This is a genomic window from Niabella pedocola, assembly GCF_021044425.1.
GTDB classification, from domain to species: domain Bacteria; phylum Bacteroidota; class Bacteroidia; order Chitinophagales; family Chitinophagaceae; genus Niabella; species Niabella pedocola.
In genome coordinates, this window is record NZ_JAJNEC010000005.1 from 2,589,953 (window position 1) to 2,607,293 (window position 17,341).

General features: G+C 46.6%; 17 protein-coding genes. 2 read left to right on the top strand and 15 right to left on the bottom strand.

Features of this window, described 5'->3' with window-relative positions; genetic code table 11:
* Positions 1 to 11: 11 nt before the first annotated feature.
* The 13 genes from LQ567_RS18200 to LQ567_RS18260 all read right to left on the bottom strand — a co-directional run bounded on the left by LQ567_RS18200 (position 12) and on the right by LQ567_RS18260 (position 10,901).
* On the bottom strand, positions 12 to 497 hold the full coding sequence (locus LQ567_RS18200; protein WP_231006931.1) for an META domain-containing protein: 486 nt from the start codon (positions 495 to 497) through the stop codon (positions 12 to 14).
* 253 nt (positions 498 to 750) lie between these two features.
* The gene (gene atpH / locus LQ567_RS18205) at positions 751 to 1,314 is read right to left on the bottom strand and encodes an ATP synthase F1 subunit delta (protein ID WP_231006932.1); all 564 of its coding nucleotides are present in this window, start codon (positions 1,312 to 1,314) and stop codon (positions 751 to 753) included.
* Positions 1,315 to 1,370: 56 nt separating this feature from the next.
* Positions 1,371 to 1,865 (bottom strand): F0F1 ATP synthase subunit B, encoded by a 495-nt coding sequence (gene atpF, locus LQ567_RS18210; protein ID WP_231006933.1) that lies wholly within the window; start codon positions 1,863 to 1,865, stop codon positions 1,371 to 1,373.
* Positions 1,866 to 2,028: 163 nt separating this feature from the next.
* Positions 2,029 to 2,280 (bottom strand): ATP synthase F0 subunit C, encoded by a 252-nt coding sequence (atpE, locus tag LQ567_RS18215; RefSeq protein ID WP_067761131.1) that lies wholly within the window; start codon positions 2,278 to 2,280, stop codon positions 2,029 to 2,031.
* A 37-nt stretch (positions 2,281 to 2,317) separates the two neighbouring features.
* Positions 2,318 to 3,430 carry a F0F1 ATP synthase subunit A gene (gene atpB / locus LQ567_RS18220; RefSeq protein ID WP_231006934.1) on the bottom strand — a complete coding sequence of 371 codons (1,113 nt, stop codon included), beginning with the start codon at positions 3,428 to 3,430 and terminating at the stop codon, positions 2,318 to 2,320.
* A gap of 474 nt (positions 3,431 to 3,904) precedes the next feature.
* Positions 3,905 to 4,798 (bottom strand): hypothetical protein, encoded by an 894-nt coding sequence (locus LQ567_RS18225; RefSeq protein ID WP_231006935.1) that lies wholly within the window; start codon positions 4,796 to 4,798, stop codon positions 3,905 to 3,907.
* 37 nt (positions 4,799 to 4,835) lie between these two features.
* Positions 4,836 to 5,729: a DUF5777 family beta-barrel protein gene (locus LQ567_RS18230; RefSeq protein ID WP_231006936.1), complete on the bottom strand. Its 894-nt coding sequence runs from the start codon at positions 5,727 to 5,729 to the stop codon at positions 4,836 to 4,838.
* 26 nt (positions 5,730 to 5,755) lie between these two features.
* A complete protein-coding gene (locus tag LQ567_RS18235) occupies positions 5,756 to 6,307 on the bottom strand; it encodes a YceI family protein (RefSeq protein ID WP_231006937.1) in 552 nt (183 codons plus the stop codon).
* 10 nt (positions 6,308 to 6,317) lie between these two features.
* Entirely contained in the window at positions 6,318 to 6,740 is a 423-nt protein-coding gene (locus LQ567_RS18240; protein ID WP_231006938.1) for an OB-fold putative lipoprotein, read from the bottom strand.
* A gap of 10 nt (positions 6,741 to 6,750) precedes the next feature.
* Entirely contained in the window at positions 6,751 to 7,134 is a 384-nt protein-coding gene (locus LQ567_RS18245; RefSeq protein ID WP_231006939.1) for a hypothetical protein, read from the bottom strand.
* 51 nt (positions 7,135 to 7,185) lie between these two features.
* Entirely contained in the window at positions 7,186 to 8,376 is a 1,191-nt protein-coding gene (locus LQ567_RS18250) for an outer membrane beta-barrel protein (RefSeq protein ID WP_231006940.1), read from the bottom strand.
* A gap of 13 nt (positions 8,377 to 8,389) precedes the next feature.
* Positions 8,390 to 8,965 carry an RNA polymerase sigma factor gene (locus LQ567_RS18255; protein WP_231006941.1) on the bottom strand — a complete coding sequence of 192 codons (576 nt, stop codon included), beginning with the start codon at positions 8,963 to 8,965 and terminating at the stop codon, positions 8,390 to 8,392.
* 154 nt (positions 8,966 to 9,119) lie between these two features.
* Positions 9,120 to 10,901 carry an ABC transporter ATP-binding protein gene (locus LQ567_RS18260; protein ID WP_231006942.1) on the bottom strand — a complete coding sequence of 594 codons (1,782 nt, stop codon included), beginning with the start codon at positions 10,899 to 10,901 and terminating at the stop codon, positions 9,120 to 9,122.
* A 90-nt stretch (positions 10,902 to 10,991) separates the two neighbouring features.
* Between LQ567_RS18260 and LQ567_RS18265 the strand changes: the two genes are divergently transcribed.
* Positions 10,992 to 11,684, top strand: coding sequence for an ROK family protein (locus LQ567_RS18265; RefSeq protein WP_231006943.1), 693 nt, complete (start codon positions 10,992 to 10,994; stop codon positions 11,682 to 11,684).
* Between the two features lie 197 nt (positions 11,685 to 11,881).
* On the opposite strand, the gene LQ567_RS18270 is transcribed toward LQ567_RS18265, so the two are convergent.
* Positions 11,882 to 14,083: a hypothetical protein gene (locus LQ567_RS18270; protein WP_231006944.1), complete on the bottom strand. Its 2,202-nt coding sequence runs from the start codon at positions 14,081 to 14,083 to the stop codon at positions 11,882 to 11,884.
* Between the two features lie 101 nt (positions 14,084 to 14,184).
* Positions 14,185 to 16,428 (bottom strand): hypothetical protein, encoded by a 2,244-nt coding sequence (locus LQ567_RS18275; RefSeq protein ID WP_231006945.1) that lies wholly within the window; start codon positions 16,426 to 16,428, stop codon positions 14,185 to 14,187.
* Positions 16,429 to 16,645: 217 nt separating this feature from the next.
* On the opposite strand from LQ567_RS18275, the gene LQ567_RS18280 reads away from it, so the two are divergent.
* A complete protein-coding gene (locus LQ567_RS18280; protein WP_231006946.1) occupies positions 16,646 to 17,323 on the top strand; it encodes a response regulator in 678 nt (225 codons plus the stop codon).
* The last annotated feature ends 18 nt before the right edge of the window (positions 17,324 to 17,341 follow it).

Consider the following 17,341-nt stretch of genomic DNA (forward strand, 5'->3'; position numbering starts at 1 on the left):
TACCATACCTGTTATTGCCTTTGGGCAAAGATCAGTACATTTCCCAGGCTGTCTTTCAGCCAGATCCCTGAGTTGCTTACAGCATAGTGTCTGAGCTTTCGCATGGCTTCCCACAATGCTTTGTCATTGTCCGCATTTCCCATACACCCTAGTGCTGACATTTGGGTATGGAACGGTTGCAATGAACCGTTTAAAAGTGTAAAGCGTACCAACATGTAATTACATCCGGCCCGGGCTGCTATATCGCTTCCTGAATTAGAGATGGCAATATAGTTTGGATGGTAAATGAATTTTTCTCCGGCTATATAATTGATGCTCCACTGTCCATCTAATAAAGCGGTGTTTGTTGTGCTTCCGGATTCGGGCAAAAGCAGGCTTGGTTTTGCCTGATAACCGACTTTTTTTGAAAGTTCAGGCTTGGGCGCTGTTTCTTTTTCTGATTTACTGCAGGATAAACAAAATAGAAGAGTGAACAATAAGGGAAATGTACTTTTCATACTTTTAGTTTGGTGATCATAAAAAATCAAACGATATAACGACAGCTGCTATTGTGCATTGTGGTTACAAACAAAGATATGATGTTTTATTTATATTCAATTGTAACATACGGGAACGTATAAGCACTTTGATTGCTATCGGGGGGTGCTGCCTGGATCATAAGCCGCTGGTGCTTTTTTCAGTAGCGGCTAAAGTCCAAAAGAAAAGCCCCGTTCTTTTGGAACAGGGCGTTATTATTTTTAAGAGGGATGCTTACCGCACCTTATAAATAAAGTCATTATTCTTAAACTGCTTGGCGATCGCCTTCAGGTCATAGCTGATGCTGGCGTCTACCATCTTATCACCCATTTCCAGCACAAATCCACCAATAATATCGGGATTCACTGTAGCTTCCAGCTCAATACGCTGCTGGCCAGATGCCTGTTTCACCTGCTCAATGATATTGGCTTTTACTGCATCACTAACCGGAACCGCTGTAGTTAACTTTACCGTATGAATATTGTTCAGCACTTTATATTGCTCAATAAAAGCCGGCAGGATCTCCGGAAGGATGGCTTCCCGGTTTTTTGAAACCAGCAGGTTGGCAAAGCCTTTGGTAAGGCTCCCGATATGGTTGCCGGTAATGGCGTTTACAATGCTCTTTTTCTTATCGGCCTTGATAATGGGACTGCGCAGCAGGTTAACAAAGTCCCTGCTTTCTTTGCATACCGCCTGCAGCCACTGTACATCAGCAAATACAGCTGCCACCTGGTCTTTTTCTTTTGCCAGGTCTAACAGGGCTTTTGCATATCTGGAGGCTAAACGAGGATTGGGCATAACTTAAATGTAGAATAACGATATAATGTGAAATGTAAAACGATTCCGGAACCGGTTTAGTTCAGTTTGATAGAGTGAACCAGGCTGTTGATATATTCTTCCTGTTTGTCCTGACCTGCCAGTTGTTGCTTCAGTACTTTTTCGCTTACCTCGATCACCATTTTACCCACTTCGTTCTTCACATCGGTAAGGGCCGCCATTTTTTGTGCGTTGATGGCCTGCTGGGCATCGGCAATGATTTTGCTGGCTTCCGCTTTCGCTTGTTCCTTGGCTTCGTTAACGATCTTATCTTTTGTTTCGCGTGCTTCTTTCAGCAGTTGGGCCCGCTCTTCACGTGCTTTTGCCAGCAACGCTTCGTTCTCGTTTTGCAACTGGGCCATTTCTGCTTTTACTTTTTCAGCAGAAGCAATGGCGCCGGCTATATTTTGTTCCCGCTCATTTAAGGATTTGATGATGGGCTTCCAGGCAAACTTTTTCAGTATAAGAAATACTACAATGAAGGCAACCAGTGCCCATACAAAATAACCGAGATTGGGAGTTAATAATTCCATTTTGATCTATTTATTGTTTTTGGTTTCTTGTCTGACGTTTGCACCTCAAACTAAAAACTTCCCCCCGAATCTTCGGGGCCCGAAACGAATAATTTTTTTAAATTTACTGTACCCATTGCCCTTTGCGCCGGGTACAGTAATGTTTTGTTTGTGAACGCTGATCTTACTTCAGTACGGCCAATAAACCGGCGATTACCGCAAACAGGGCAACACCCTCGATAAACGCAGCAGTTAAGATCATAGCGCCACGGATGTCGTTAGCAGCTTCAGGCTGACGGGCGATACCTTCAGTAGCGCCTTTACCAATTTGACCGATACCGATACCAGCACCGATTGCAGCAAGGCCAGCGCCTACGGCACCACCAAAGTGAGACCAGCTTCCGCTTACTTCCAACAAAGTGTTCATTAAACTCATGACTCTGATTTTATAGTTGATTTAAAATAAAAACGTATTAATGATGGGTAACGATATCTTCTTCATAGTGATGATCACCAATAGCGCCGCCAATGAATACAGCGGTAAGATTGGTGAAGATATATGCCTGGATAAACGCTACCAGAATTTCAATTAAATAAATGAATACCGCAAAGGCAATCGAAACCGGGGTGAACAGTACACCGGCTGTTTTCGACATTTCGGTAAAAATGAAAATTAAGCTTACAAAACTCAGGATGATGATGTGTCCTGCTGTCATATTGGCAAACAAACGGATGATGAGGGCAAAAGGCTTGGTAAAAACACCCAGCAGCTCCACGGGCATCATCAGCAGTTTCACTGGCAGGGGTACACCCGGAAACCAGAAAATATGCTGCCAGTAATGACCATTTGTATTAAACAGGATCACAAAGAAGGAAATGATTCCCAGCATGGCCGTAAAGGCGATGTTTCCGGTTACGTTGGCAGCGCCAGGCAGTAATCCGAAAATATTGTTGATCAGGATAAAGAAGAAAATCGTTAATAAATAAGGCAGGAACTTCTGGTACTTAGGTCCCAGGTTGGGCTTGGCTACATCATCCCGTACAAAAGTGATTACCGGCTCAATGGCATTTTGCATGCCTTTGGGAGCTGAGGTAACGCCCTGGCCGGTTTTGTATTTCTTAGCCATTGCAGTAAGCAGCCAAACCAGTACAATGAGCGCAATCAGCATCTGTACCACGTTCTTGGTCATAGAGAAATCATATACTTTAACGGTTTCATCCGGGGTTCCTGCTTCGTCTACCGCTACTACCTTGCCGTGCTCCAGCTTGTACCCGTTATGGGCTTCTGTTCCATGATGAAAGGCAGAAGACATAAACGTGCTAAATCCGCGCTGGGGGGAATAAAGGATCACCGGCAGGGGAATAGTACCATGAAATTCAGTACCATCTGCGTTTTTCAGAGAGAAAAAATGCCACTCATGCGCATCGGCAATGTGGTGCAGGATGGCTTCACCGGGATTAAATTTTTCTTCAGTGGCAGCACCCGCTGCATGCTCCTCATGTTGTGCAAAAACGGATTGTGCCGAAGACACTAAAAAAAGGCCTAAAGCCGCTACCATAAAGGATTTGAACCATTTAAAACCCATACTGCTCTGAAATTTGCGGCAAAGATAAGGCTGAAATGGATAAAAAAGGGAATTTACGAGCGGGTATTTAAAGTTTTTAGCGGTAACCGGATTCGGTTTCCGGGATTTTTTTGAACTGTTCCGGTTCGCTCACATCAATATGGTCCTTGAGACGGTTTACCGCTTTTTTGTTGGGATGAGGTGGTTGATATGGAGAAAAGAGACGCCATCCCGCTTAGGCCGGTAAGGGGCAGCACCCTGCTGCCCCGATAAAATATTGAAGATGAAGGACAAGACCTACTACCATTATTATATATAGTCTATTGCGTGTGGTGTATTTTTTGGAATTTTAGGCTACTTCGGGTAATTTTTGTCTGTCACGCCGCAATTTACCAATTTCCGGCGCACTGCCTCGTGGCTAAAATGAATAAAGCCGCCCTCAATTTTTTTAGAAGACGGCTTTCATATAAACCTATCGAACCTCAGCGTAATTGTCTATGGTGCAGGAGCTACGTCCCTGCTTCTTACCACTACCGGCCATTTGGGATAGGCAACAGATACGCCTTTATTGAGCCCCATGGTCATGTTATCTGACACATAATAATAAAGGGGCCAGCCATTATAAGCGAGCTGTTTGCTTCCGGAAGGATGGGTGATCACGGTAAATTTTGCCTTCTCCAGGTAGGAGGGAACAACGATTTTGTCCATTACATAAACCGGCCAGGTAGTGGCGCACCCCCCGGTACAGCTGCTGGTGCCATTTTTGTCGTTGGTAAATGCATACAAGGTTATGCCGCGCGCGTCGGTCAGGTAGCGGGTTTTTTTGTAATCTGTGATCACGTTTAGTGCAGAGTCGTATTTACTGCCATTGGCACCTACTAATTGTGCGTTGGTAAGCGTGATGGTGTAGTCGGGTTTTGCCACAAACCAGTTATTGCCCACGCCTTCTCCCAAAACCTGGCCGGCAGCCTCGGGCGTATTGGTGCCGTTGGTAACAGGCGCATAATAATATAAGGGCCGTCCTTTATAAGCCAACTGCATGGAGGCACCCGTGCCGATAGTGTCAAAATCGTTGATATCCAACCCCTTTCCAAGTGTTTGGGCGTTGATGCCAGCAAAAAAAGTAGGCCACAGGGCCTTACAGCCTGCGGAAACGCAGGTATTTACAGTGGCGGAGTCATTGGCAAAAAAGTAAAGCGTACGACCGTCTTTATCTACCAGGTAGTCTCCAAGTGTGGTATTCGTGGCCAGTTTCACCTGCATCACTGGCGCCGGGGGAGTATAACTATCATCGCTGGAGCAACTTCCGGCCGCCAGCAAAACAATAAATGCAATGAAGCCGGGAATAAGGATCCGCTTCCATGGATGTGTGTAAGAATAAGAGTGCATAATTTTTTTGTTTTAGGGTTTTAAGAAACGGGGTGGATTAAGAACCGGGGGTGTTTTTCTTTTTTCCGATGGTGAAGACCCGCGACAGGTTAAATCCAAAGCGTATTTCTCCGCTGCCCCAGCTGTCGGTGGTATTGGTGATAAAGGCTTTTTCATTCATGCCCGTGGCATTGGAGAAATGGAGCTGGAATACGTGTCCACCGGTTTCAATATCAAAGCCAAGCGATAAGGGGTTTTTATAGAGATCCTTGTTTAAGCCGGAAACCACATAATGATAATCGGCTACAAAAGCCACTCTTTTCGAAAGTTTCAGCCGGCCGCCGATCCCTACCGCATACGTGTCATTGTCATCTGTTTGGCTGGCAACCAGGTTCCGGTGTACATAGGTGGGCGACACCTGGAGGCTGAAGGCTTCCGTAAATTTCCGGCCGATGATCACCTCACTATAATAGGCCATCCGGTGTTTTGTATCGGTGAATTTTGCATCGGCAGCAAATTTTTGCGTAGTAAGCGCCGCCCCGGCCGCCAGTACTACGGAAACCGGTGATGCGCCTTTACCGCCCGTAGCTTGTTGTATGGGCCGGTATTTGATAAAACCATCCAGCTCTTTTTCTGCCGTACTGCGACCGACACCAATGGTAAGGTTCTTTCCAAGACCATAGTCAAATCCCATGCGCATGGCTGCCTGATCGAGCCCGAAAAACTCCCCGATGCCGTCGCTGATCCTTCCAAACCGGTGCAGGATGCGCACGTCCAGCACATTTTTTCCGATAAATTCGACGGAATGGCCATTGATCACACGGCTCGATTTAAAGGCCCCGGTCACATATTCCTTTTGTCCGCCTGAATCGACCAGGCTAAGCAGATCCGCTTCCTGTGCCCAGATAACCGGAGCAATGAGGAGCAAGCAAATTGTTGTTAAAAACTTCATAGTAATTGGGTTTGTGCGTTGGATTGTTATTTTAAAACAGCGTAATTACAGTTGACCGACACCATCGCGGTTTTGGCAATTTTGTCGCTCACGATTCCGGGGATCGCAATTTTGTAATCGGCAATGGTGACCGGAAATTTTGCCAGGGCCTGAACCGTTGTTCCGGAAATGGCTAACGATCCGGAAGTGGTGATCTCTTTCTTTACGCCGTGGATCTCAAGGACGCCTTTTACGGTTACCGGGTAGTTGCCTGGTTTTTGAAAGAGCGCCGGCGTCAGGTTTACGATCTTACCTTTAAATACCGCCTTGGGGTATTTGCTGCTCTCCATATAATTTTCGTTGAAATGTTCCTGCATCAGGGCCCGGCGAAATTCAAAGCCTTTTATCAGCACCGCAAATTCTATTTGCCCGGTTGCGGCGTCCAGTACGCTGGCCGCTGTCTTATTGGTGGCAATGATGTCTTCCAGGGCGGTTCCGGCTTCAAACGAAACGGTACCGTTTTTTGTAAAATATTTCTGCGCAAGTCCTGCTTTTGCCAACACCAGCAGCATACAAAGCGCAAGGGCTGTTTTTTTCATGATAAGGGTTTTATTGAACGATACTGCATTTGTTAAGGACCACATCCATGAGCTTGCCGGTACATACGCCTTTAATAGTAACCTGTTGGCCGCTTTTCAGTTTTTTTACAGCTGCGGCTTCGGTATCATAAAAACTGCAGGTTACCGAAGTCATAGGATCCCCGCTGTCTAAAAAAACCGTAGCAGTACCTCCCTGCTCTATTTTTACGTCCTTGATGTTGCCGCTTACGGAAACAACCTTGTCTACATATTGCTTTGTGGCGGCTGACTCGTCTGTATTAAAGGCCGTAGTTAAACCGGAGGCGGTAATTTCAAATTGCGAATCGGCCTGTTTAATATTCTGTGGTTTCTTATTATACAAATACAATCCATACAGAACAGCCGTTACAACAAGGAGCACCACTGCTATTGCAATTTTTTTCCAGGTGGTCATTTTACTGCATTTAGTTGTTAGGAGTTCCGGAGGAGATCCAGCATCTTAATGTAGCCTTTTGATCGGCGGTAAGTGCTCCTCCCGTTTTCGGCATGCGGCTGTTAACCACCGCAGCATCATTGATTGCGGAACCCTTTGAAGATATCTGGGCGTAAGTAATCAGCTCTCCCGGTCCGTTGGTACTGCCGCTTCCGTGGCAACCGGAATTGGTAGCACAGCGGCTCTGGATGATGGGCAGCACATTCGCGGTAAATTTGGCCTGTATACTGGAACAATCATTTCCCTGTGGAGGGAGATTATCAACGGAGTCTTTTTTATCACCGCCGCAATTAACAGCTGTAAGGGCAATAAAGAGCAATAGGATTCCTGTAGAAAAAAGGTTCTTTTTTTTCATGATGACAGATTTAAATTGAATAAGAGGATTATATGTTTGTTTGCTACTGCATTACAAATCTTTTTTAATGGAGATCTGTGTACCCACACCGCCCAAACTCAGGTTACCATACCCGATCTCACCCATCGGGATTTTTACATAAGGAGCAATCTGCACGGATACATGCTCCCATTTTTGTTCGTAACCGATGGAAAGGTTGGCTACCGCATAAACGCTTTTTCCTTTACCGGATACATCCCGGTTTATAGGCACCGGTCCATCGCCCCGGTCAAGATCGTAGATATAACTCTGTTTTACGATCACTGTTGGGGATACGCCCGTACTTACAAATGCTTTGTTCTTTTTGGAGGCTACCACATCATAACGGACGTTTACGGGTACGTCAATCATGGTACAGGAGCCTTCGATATTGGAAACCCTGGAAGATACCGGGTTGCCGTTTGGATTGAAATCGGCGTTGTTCACATCGTAGGTCATGGATTCATATACCACACCCGACTCTACCGAAAAGCGCGACTGCCCCAGTTTCCGCTGCACCAGCAGCCCGGCATTTAAGCCCGGTTTTTTGGATACGTCGCCCCGCACCATGCCCAGGTTGGAGCCGGCTATAAGCCCTACCTGCCAGCGGTTGTTTGCAGGCCTGGCCGGGGATGTTTCCGCCAGGAACGGATTATAGTTCCCGGGGAGTGCCTGCCGCTCGCCTGCCGGTTTATCCCGCAGTGAAAAATAAGGTTTCCGCTGGAGCGTATCGGCCGGATGGTGTTCCTGTTCTGCCCCTGCCTTTTTGGGAATATCAGAAAACGCCCGGCCATTATGCACCAGGGGGGTGTATTCCTTTCCCGGAAGCAGGGGCTCGGAGCCTGTTGTAATTGCATTCAAAGAGCGAAGAACGTTTCCCGCATCATCCGGACTTAGCACGGCCGGCAACTGCGTGGTTCCGGATGGGAGGGGTACATCTTTAATAATACCTGAGACGATGCCTGCGGCGGAAGGGCTTCCGGCAAGTCCTGGTAACGGCTGCCGTTGAAGCATCCATAGCATACCCGCTATGGCCAGCAACAGGCAGGCGGCGGCCAGTTGCCAGGAGCGGCGCAGGATCAGGGGCCGGCGTTGGCTGGCACTTTCTCCGGCGGGAAGCATTTTTGTTTTATAAAAGTCATCCCATGCTCCTTCCGGGGCATCCGGAGGCTGAAAGCGGCTGGCTGCGTCGCGAAAGAGTTTATCCAACGCTTCATCGTCCATATTTGAAAATTTTTTATTCATTTAACTGCTCCAGCATTTCCCTGAGATTTTTACGGGCCTTCATCAGGTTGGATTTTGAGGTACCTACCGATATGCCCAATGTTTGTGCGATTTCTTCATGACTAAACCCTTCAATGGCAAATAAGCTGAAAGTGGCCCGGTAAGCCGGGCTTAATTGCTGGATCAGCTTTACCAGGTCCAGGTACGCCATATGATCTGTCATATTTCCGGATGCCTCTGCCTGCAACTCCGCGGGGCCTGCATCAACCCGTTCTGCCTTTCTTTTCGCAGATTGGTAGTGGTTGATACTTGTATGGATCATTATTTTCTTTAACCAGCTCATAAAAACTTTCGATAAATGTTCCTGATCTTCCGGTTCCTGAAAATGGGCCATGCCCCTGAATACCCTTACAAATCCGTCATTCACCATTTCGAGTGCCTCCTCCCGCGAAGCGGTATACCGCAGGCATACTGAAAGCGAAAACCCAAAGTATTGCTCATACAACCGCCGCTGCCAGGAGGGTATACCCAACTTACAGCCACCTACCATACTTGACAGGCTATACTCGGTCTTCGGAGGTACTGACAAACACTATGTATAAGGTTACGAAATGGTTTATATATAAGTACATACAGCAAATTCCGGCGAAGGGTTGCCTCCGTTAACATTTTTTTTATTTTACGGAAACCCGGCACTGCGGATGGATTAAAAAACGGACAGGAGTATAGTGTACGGGCGCGCCTCAGACAGAAACCTGCCCGGCCTGCTGCTCAAACTGCATTTTATGCAGCCGTGCATAATACCCATTCTTGTGCATCAATTCATCATGGGTGCCCATCTCTACCAACACACCCTTATCCAGTACAATTATTTTATCGGCTTTACGTATGGTACTGAGCCGGTGGGCAATAACGATGGACGTACGTCCTTTTACCAGCGTTTCCGTGGCTTTCTGAATGAGCAGTTCGCTTTCGGTATCAATGGAAGAAGTAGCTTCGTCCAGGATCAGGATCGAAGGATCATACAGCAAGGCCCGGATAAAGGAAAGCAACTGCCGCTGTCCCAGTGATAAGGTAGCTCCCCGTTCCTTCACATTATAGTTGTATCCTCCCGGCAGCCGCATAATGAAATCATGCATATCGATCATTTTAGCAGCGGCAATTACCTGGTCCTCGGAAATATCAGGATTCCGGAGGGTAATATTGTCCAGCACCGACCCGGAGAACAGGAAGACATCCTGAAGCACCACACCAATATTTTTTCGGAGGTATCCGGGCGACAGGGATTGAATATTCCTGCCGTCTACGGTGATGGTACCTTTTTGGATGGTATAAAAACGGTTCAGGAGATTGGTAATCGTGGTTTTGCCACTGCCCGTATGCCCTACAATGGCCACGGTTTCTCCCTGCCGGATGTGAAAGCTCAGGTTTTTGAGTACCCATTTCTCCTCAACATAAGCAAAGGACACGTCTTCAAAATCAACCGTGCCGGCTACCCGCTGTTGCGGATCCTGGTATCCGCCGGCCGGCGGCTGGTCCGTATCGGGGTTGTCCATTACGGTAAAAACCCGTTCGCTGGCGATGATGCCCATCTGCACCGTGTTAAACTTGTCTGCCAGCATCCGCAACGGGCGGAACAACAGGTTCAAACAAAGGATAAACGATACGATCACCCCCTGCTGCCCCTGTTTTAAATCCAATGCTTCACGGGCCGTATACCAGATAATGAGCCCGATAGACAGGGCCAGTACGATTTCAATTACCGGGAAAAATACGGAATAGGCAAAAATGGAACGGATATTGGCATCCCGGTGCTGTTTGTTAATGGTATTGAATTTATCAAACTCTTTTTTCTCCGCATGGAAGGCCTGTACCACACTCATACCCGACAAATGTTCCTGTACAAAGGCATTGAGTGCCGCTACGGCATTGCGTACCTTAAAAAAAGAGCGGTTGATGCTTTCCTTAAAATAATAAGTGGCAATGATCATGATCGGAAACGGGATCAGCGCAATGAGGGTCAGCCTCCAGTCGATCCAGAACATATATAACAATACACAAAGGATCGAAAGCAGATCGGCGATAATAGGGATCAGGCCATCGGAGAAGATCTCGTTAATGGATTCGATATCATTAATGGTACGGGTGGTGAGGGTGCCGATGGGGGTACGGTCAAATTGCCGCAGGTTCAAACGAAGGATCTTTTTATAGATCGCATCCCGCATATCTTTTACTACTGCCTGCCCTAGCCATGCGGTAGTAAAGGAAAAGGAAAAACGCATGGCGGTTTCAATAAGAATAATCACCAGTTGAATCAGTGTTACATACACCACCATTCGGGGAACGGAGTGCGTGATATAATCATCTACCGTAAGCTGGATCAACATCGGTCGCACAGGGGTGATAAGAGCCAGTAGGATCGCCAGTACAACAGACAGGTAGAACTTTTTTTTGTACGGTGCTGCGTATTGAAAGACCCGTCTGACCTTTGAAACGTCAAAAAATGCCTTTTTTGAATCTGCCATGGGGCTGCAAGATAATTATTCTGGAGACAATTTTTTTTTAAGACCCATAAACTTATCTATCTTTCATGCTTCTAAAAAAAGAAAACAGATATGGCATCCATCACATTGGCTATTGATATTGGCGGTTCCAAGGTAAAAGGGTGTACCCTCAATGCGCAGGGTGAAATAGTGCAGGAATATATCAAACTACCTACGCCTGTTCCGGCCACACCGGAAAACCTGGTGCATACCATCAAAGAGCTGGTGAAAGATTTCCGGTATGACCAGGTATCTGCGGGCTTTCCCGGTTATGTAAGGAACAATATCGTGTATACGGCACCCAACCTGGGTTCCCAGTACTGGAATAAGATAGACCTGGCAGCCCTGCTATCAAAGACGCTGGGAAAGCCGGCCCGGGTGGTGAATGACGCCGATATGCTGGGACTTGGCTGTATTGAAGGAAAAGGTTTTGAAATGATGATTACCCTGGGAACAGGTTTTGGAACAGCCTTCTTTCTCGACGGCAAACTGCTGCCACACCTGGAGATCGGGCAACACCCCTGTATCAATAATAAAACGTACGACCAATACCTGGGGCAGCGGGCCTATGATGACCTGGGAAAGAAAGAGTGGAACAAACGGCTGCAGGCTGTATTAAAGATCCTGCAAACGACGTTTAATTACGATCATTTGTTTATCGGTGGCGGGCTGGCAAAAAAAATAACGCTGGATTTGAAGGAGAATATGACCATCGTTTCCAATGTGGATGGTATCGATGGCGGCGTGCAGTTGTGGAAACAATAGTTTGTTTCAGGTTTAACGTTCAAAGTTTGAGGTTAGATTCGTTTTTATGCTTGGTGTAGGGCGCTGGATTTTAGATACCGGACGCCAGATATTAGACATGTGATGTCTAACGTCTGCAGCATATCGGCCTGAGGAGGTTTATGAAGCAGTTACGGATCTTCATTCCCACATTTTCAAATCTTCAAATGCGCACATTATTACAGATCATCTTCCCCTGTTTCCTTTTTGTACGCTTTAATGAATAATGCACCCAGGTTTTTGTAGGGCGGGATATAATCTTCCATACCTGTGATATGCGCTGCTGCCCGGAATTCTTTCCAGAAAGGAATCCAGTCGATATCTTTTTTATTTCTGAGTGTTTCCAGGAAAATGCGGATGAAAGGTAAATTGATATCCCGGTAGCCCGTTTGTTTCGACGAAATGATATGGGCGTCGGAAGACCGTCTTAAAATAGAGTCGATAAGGTTAAAACCACCGCAGGAGCCCATAAATACCACCCGGTTGGTCGGGCTCACATAACCTACACTGGTCATGGCATGGTAGCTATGGCCCCGGTGAAAGGTAACGGTGGGCGACAGGTTGTTTTTTTCAAGGTATTCTTCCATCGCTGTTTGAGCGACATAATCCTGGTCGTCCTCATTGGGCAGGGGACGGTTGGCATATACATAAACCGGAACGCCGCTGGTGGTTTTGGCCACTACAAACTTGCTGTTGCTCTGGTCCACTTTCCATTTGGGATCTGCAGAGAACGTGCGCACAAAAATATCAAAGTCCATTCTTCCATCCTCATCGCCGTAAAAGAACATTTGGGTAATCACCTCTCCTTTTTCGTTACTCAGATTTGAAAAAGGGACCATGTATACGGGCGGAATACCCAGTTCCTTGGTAAGGTTGATATTGTTGGCGGGGTTGGCAGACATAAACAACTTGGAAAGAATGGTATAAATAGCAATACCCCGTTGGTTGCCGCTACGCCGGTTACTTTCCAGGTTTCTTTTAATATTGGCCAGCATCTGGCGTGCCAGATCCGGCAGGGTTTCGTAAAGACTGGCATAAGAGTCGGCCACGTCCACTCCGTCTTCCAGGCCTTTGGATTTTTCCAATCCGCTGGCAAAAGCGGTCATCAGGTCCTGCGCGTGTGCATCACTTTTGAAAGTGGTAAAAAAGTTCTTAAGCGTGTTATAGGAAGCCGCCTGGCTGATAAATTTGCGGTAATGATCAAAGGTTACGGTTAGCAGTAAGGAATCTCCGCGGTTATTGATCTTACTCATCATCAGCGGGTATACCCCACTTACATAACTACTGGTGTATATCAAACCATCGGTTAATACAGCCAGGTAATACAATTCCTGCGCATTCAGGGGCTGCAGGCATTTAAACCGTACCGCATTGGGCGATTCATGAAGACCATTGATCTCTGAAACAAAATCTTCAGCTGCTTTCCGCTCCAGGCGTTTGGTCAGCTCCGCGTATCCGATAGCGGTATCTCCTCCAAGTGCCCGCTTTGCATAATCGATCTGGGTGTTTACCAACAGCCGGTAATATTTATAACGGTCGTCCTTGGCAGCGTCCAGCTGAGCGGTCGTGATCTTTCCTTTTACAAGATTGTCCAGGAAGGGGAAATAGATCTGTCCGCTTTTTTGCTGGGATAAGGCTACCACTGTTTTTACAAATTCATCGTTCTGTATAGACCGGATCTTATACCCCAGTTTGTTATTGGCCTGGGCATAGGAGTACAGTTGTTCGGGGTACTGTTTTCCAACCGCCTTTATCAGGCTGTCTGCCGCCGGTGCATCCGGGTAATCTGTAAGGGCAATAAATGTTCTATGCGGGTATTGCGTACAGTATTTTACCAGCAGGATGTCTTTTATTTGTTTGTAACTGGGATTTTCCTCAAAAATGCGGGGCAGGGTGGCGGTATATACGATATCATAAGGAAAATACGAGATATACGGCACCAGGGATTCTTTTTTCTGGTTGGCGTCGATCAGCTTCTTATAAAGCGCGATGATTTGGTCAAAATGCGTGGGACGCACTTCTTTTTTTAACCATCCGGTGCGCATATGACTCAAAATGGCCACCAATCCGGAAAGATAGCCGGTTTTCATACGGTTATCAATGCTGGCATTGGTTTCAATTTCATACTGGAGCCAATCCACTTTTGTGGTGATCGCTTTTGTAGCAATCTGGCTGGCACTTTCATTATTGTCGATGGTAAAACTGTCGTTAGCCTTGCCATCGCTGCCCAACAGCAGTTTCTGTTGCTTATTTACATTATCGTGAGAAAGCTGCCGGGTAATCGGAACCGTATACTCGGGTACATTACCATTTTCAGTTTGCGAAAATGCCTGGGTTACGGACGCCAATACCAATCCTAAAACAAAAGCCGATCTTTTCATAAAAAAACGTACAAATAATTCATGCGATGCGCAAAGCTACCCCCTTTTTGTGCAGGAAGGAAGCCCACGGCGATCTTTTAACAAAATCAAGACGCAAAAAATCAGATATCGGTTTCCCCGGTCTCTTTTTTATACGCTTTTATGAAAATAGCGCCCAGGTTTTTGTAGGGCGGAATATAATCTTCAAACCCCGGAACATTGGCCCGGCCCTTAAATTCCTTCCAGAACGGGATCCATTCGATATCTTTTCCCGTACGGAGTTTTTCTGTTAATAACAGGAAAAAGGGTTTATTGATGGCCGTTTTGCCGATCTGTTTGGAGGCAATAATATGGGCATCTTCCGATTTTCTTAAAATAGAGTCGATGAGGTTAAAACCACCGCAGGAGCCCATAAAGACGAGTTTTGAGGTGGGCGACATGTAATCGATGGTAGTAGGAGCATAGTAACTATGGCCCCGGTGGATGGTAACCGTGGGAAATAAATCATGCTCCTCCAGGTAGGCATTTAATGCCCGTTGCGCCTTATCATCTTCCCCTTTCAGTTCATCCAGCGGCCGGTTGGCATAAATGGAAACCGGGTTTCCTTTGGTGGATTTGATCACCACCCATTGTTTATTGCCCCGGTCGATCTTCCAGTTGGAGGGGTTAAACATATTCAGAAAACCATTAAAAATGTTACGCCCGTCCTGGTCACCGTAAAAAAATACCTGGCTGATCACCTCTCCTTTTTCGTTGGCAAGGGTATTAAAGCTGATATCATATACCGGAGGAATATGCAATTCCTTTGTAAGATCGATATGATTGGAGGAATCTGCCGAAAGAAACAGGTTGTTCAGGATGCTGTAAATGGCTACGCCTTTCTGATTGCCGGCCTGTTTGTTGCGGTTCAGGTTCTCCTTTACATCGCTCAACATCTGTCCGGCCAGGTCGGGGAGGGTTTCATAAACGCTCGCATAAGAGTCTGCCACATCTACTCCGTCTTCCAGGCCTTCTGTTTTTTCCAGGTTGCTCACAAAGGAGGTCATCAGTTTTTTGGTGTCTTCTTTGTCAGCAAATGTGCTTAGAAAGTTTTTGAGGGTATTATAGGAGGCCGCCTGGCTGATAAATTTGCGATAATGATCAAAATTGAGGTTCTTCAGCAACTCATCGCCTCTGTTGCGGGCTTTCCGCATCATCAGCGGGTATACACCGTTGGTATAACTGCTGGTATAGATCAGGCCATTGGTAAGCACGGCCACATAGTACAGCTCTTCCGCACTCAGCGGTTGCAGGACACGGAAGCGAATGGCATCCGGCCGCTCATGCAGCCCGTTGATGGGGGCTACAAATTCGTCTTTGGCCTTTTGCTCCAGTTTGCTCAAAAGACTCCGGTAGCCGATGGCCGTATCACCTGCTGAGGCCCGCTTCGAATATTCGATCTGCGTTTTTACCAGCAGGCGAAAATATTTTACAGGATCGTTTTTAACGCCATCAATATCCTGTATGGTTAGCTTTCCGGAGGAAATAAGGTCCAGAAACGGGAAGTAGAACTGGCCGCTTTTATTATCACTCCGCGCCATATCTACAATGCTTTTAATAAGGGCATCGTCTTCAATATTCTGGATTTTATAGCTGAGTTTATTATTGGCCTGGGCATAGTCATATAGCTGCTGGGGATATTTATGTGCCATTACCCGTATCAGGCTGTCAGCATACGGAGATTCAGGGTTGGTGCGCAGCGAGGCAAAGGTCTTATGAGGGTACCGCTCACTCAGTTTCAGCAGGAGCACGTCCTTGGTATCCTTATAACCAACATTGTCCTTAAACACACGGGGCAAAATAGCCGTGTATGCCACATCATATGGAAGATTGTAGATCACGGGAGCTATCGACTGTTTATTCCGGTCGGCTTCAATACATTTTTTATAGGTGGCAAGAATCTGTGGCAGGTAGGCTGCGTCCACTTCGCCCCGTCTCCAGCCGGTTTTTACATACCGGAGGATCTCCGAAAGTCCCGAAAGATAATTCGCCTTAAGTCGCTGATCCATAGTTCGATCAGTTTCTATTTCATATTGCAGCCAGTCAACCCGCTTGGCGGCGGCATCGCTTACCGCGGTATTTACCTGTCCGTCTGCAGAAACGTTTAGTTGTGCATCGGCCTTTCCATCACTGGCCATTAGTGCTTTTTGATCGGCATCTACCGCTTCATGAAGCTTTAACCGGATCATGGCGGGGGTATAGGCCGGAATGGTATCCACCACTTCGATGGGTGCCTGTTCCCGCTTTTTTTTTCTTTTGGATCTTCTTTGTGCGTCTGCCTGTACAGACAACAGCAGCAGTAAAAGGAAAGGTATAAGCTTCTTCATATACATTAAATCACAAGTTACACAGCCTGGATAAGAATATTTGGTTAAAAATCATGCAAAATTTATACCATGATACCCGGCCGGTAAAACCAGGCGGTTTTCGTCGTAATTTTATGATGATGATTAGATTAATTTATTATTAACTCTCTGTAATCCGGCCCGCAGAAAAGCCATATATCAAAAAAATACGGTTAGGTTTGCTTTAAATTTCTGTTAAATGGACAATAAAGGGTATAAAATTTTAGTTGCGGATGACGAACCCGACATTCTCGACATTTTATCTTATAACCTGATAAAAGAAGGCTATGATGTAACCACCGCCAGGGATGGAGAGGAGGCTATTGACATGGCAAACAAGGTAAAACCACACCTGATCATCCTGGATATGATGATGCCGAAGAAAACCGGGGTACAGGTATGCCAGGTGTTGCGGGCGCAATCGGTTTTTAAAGATACCCTGATCATGTTTCTTACCGCATTGAATGATGAGTCTACGCAGATCCGCGGTCTTGAAACCGGTGCGGACGACTATGTAAACAAGCCCGTGAGCCCGAAAGTGCTGTTAAGCCGGGTAAGTGCGCTGTTGCGCCGCATTCACAAAGAAGATAATAAATCCATCAAGGTGGGCCCCGTAACCATCGATCCGGAGAAATTTGTGGTGCTGAACGGTGATAAAGAGATCATTCTGGCAAAAAAAGAATTTGAATTACTATATCTGCTGGCCCTGAAGCCCGGCCGCGTGTTTCTGAGAAATGAGATCCTGAATGCGATCTGGGGTAACGATGTAATCGTAGGAGACCGTACCATTGACGTGCACATCCGCAAAATACGGCAAAAGCTGGAGCTGGATTGTATTACCACCGTTAAGGGAGTGGGCTATAAGTTTGAAGTGTAGGATGGTATCGATTTCCGG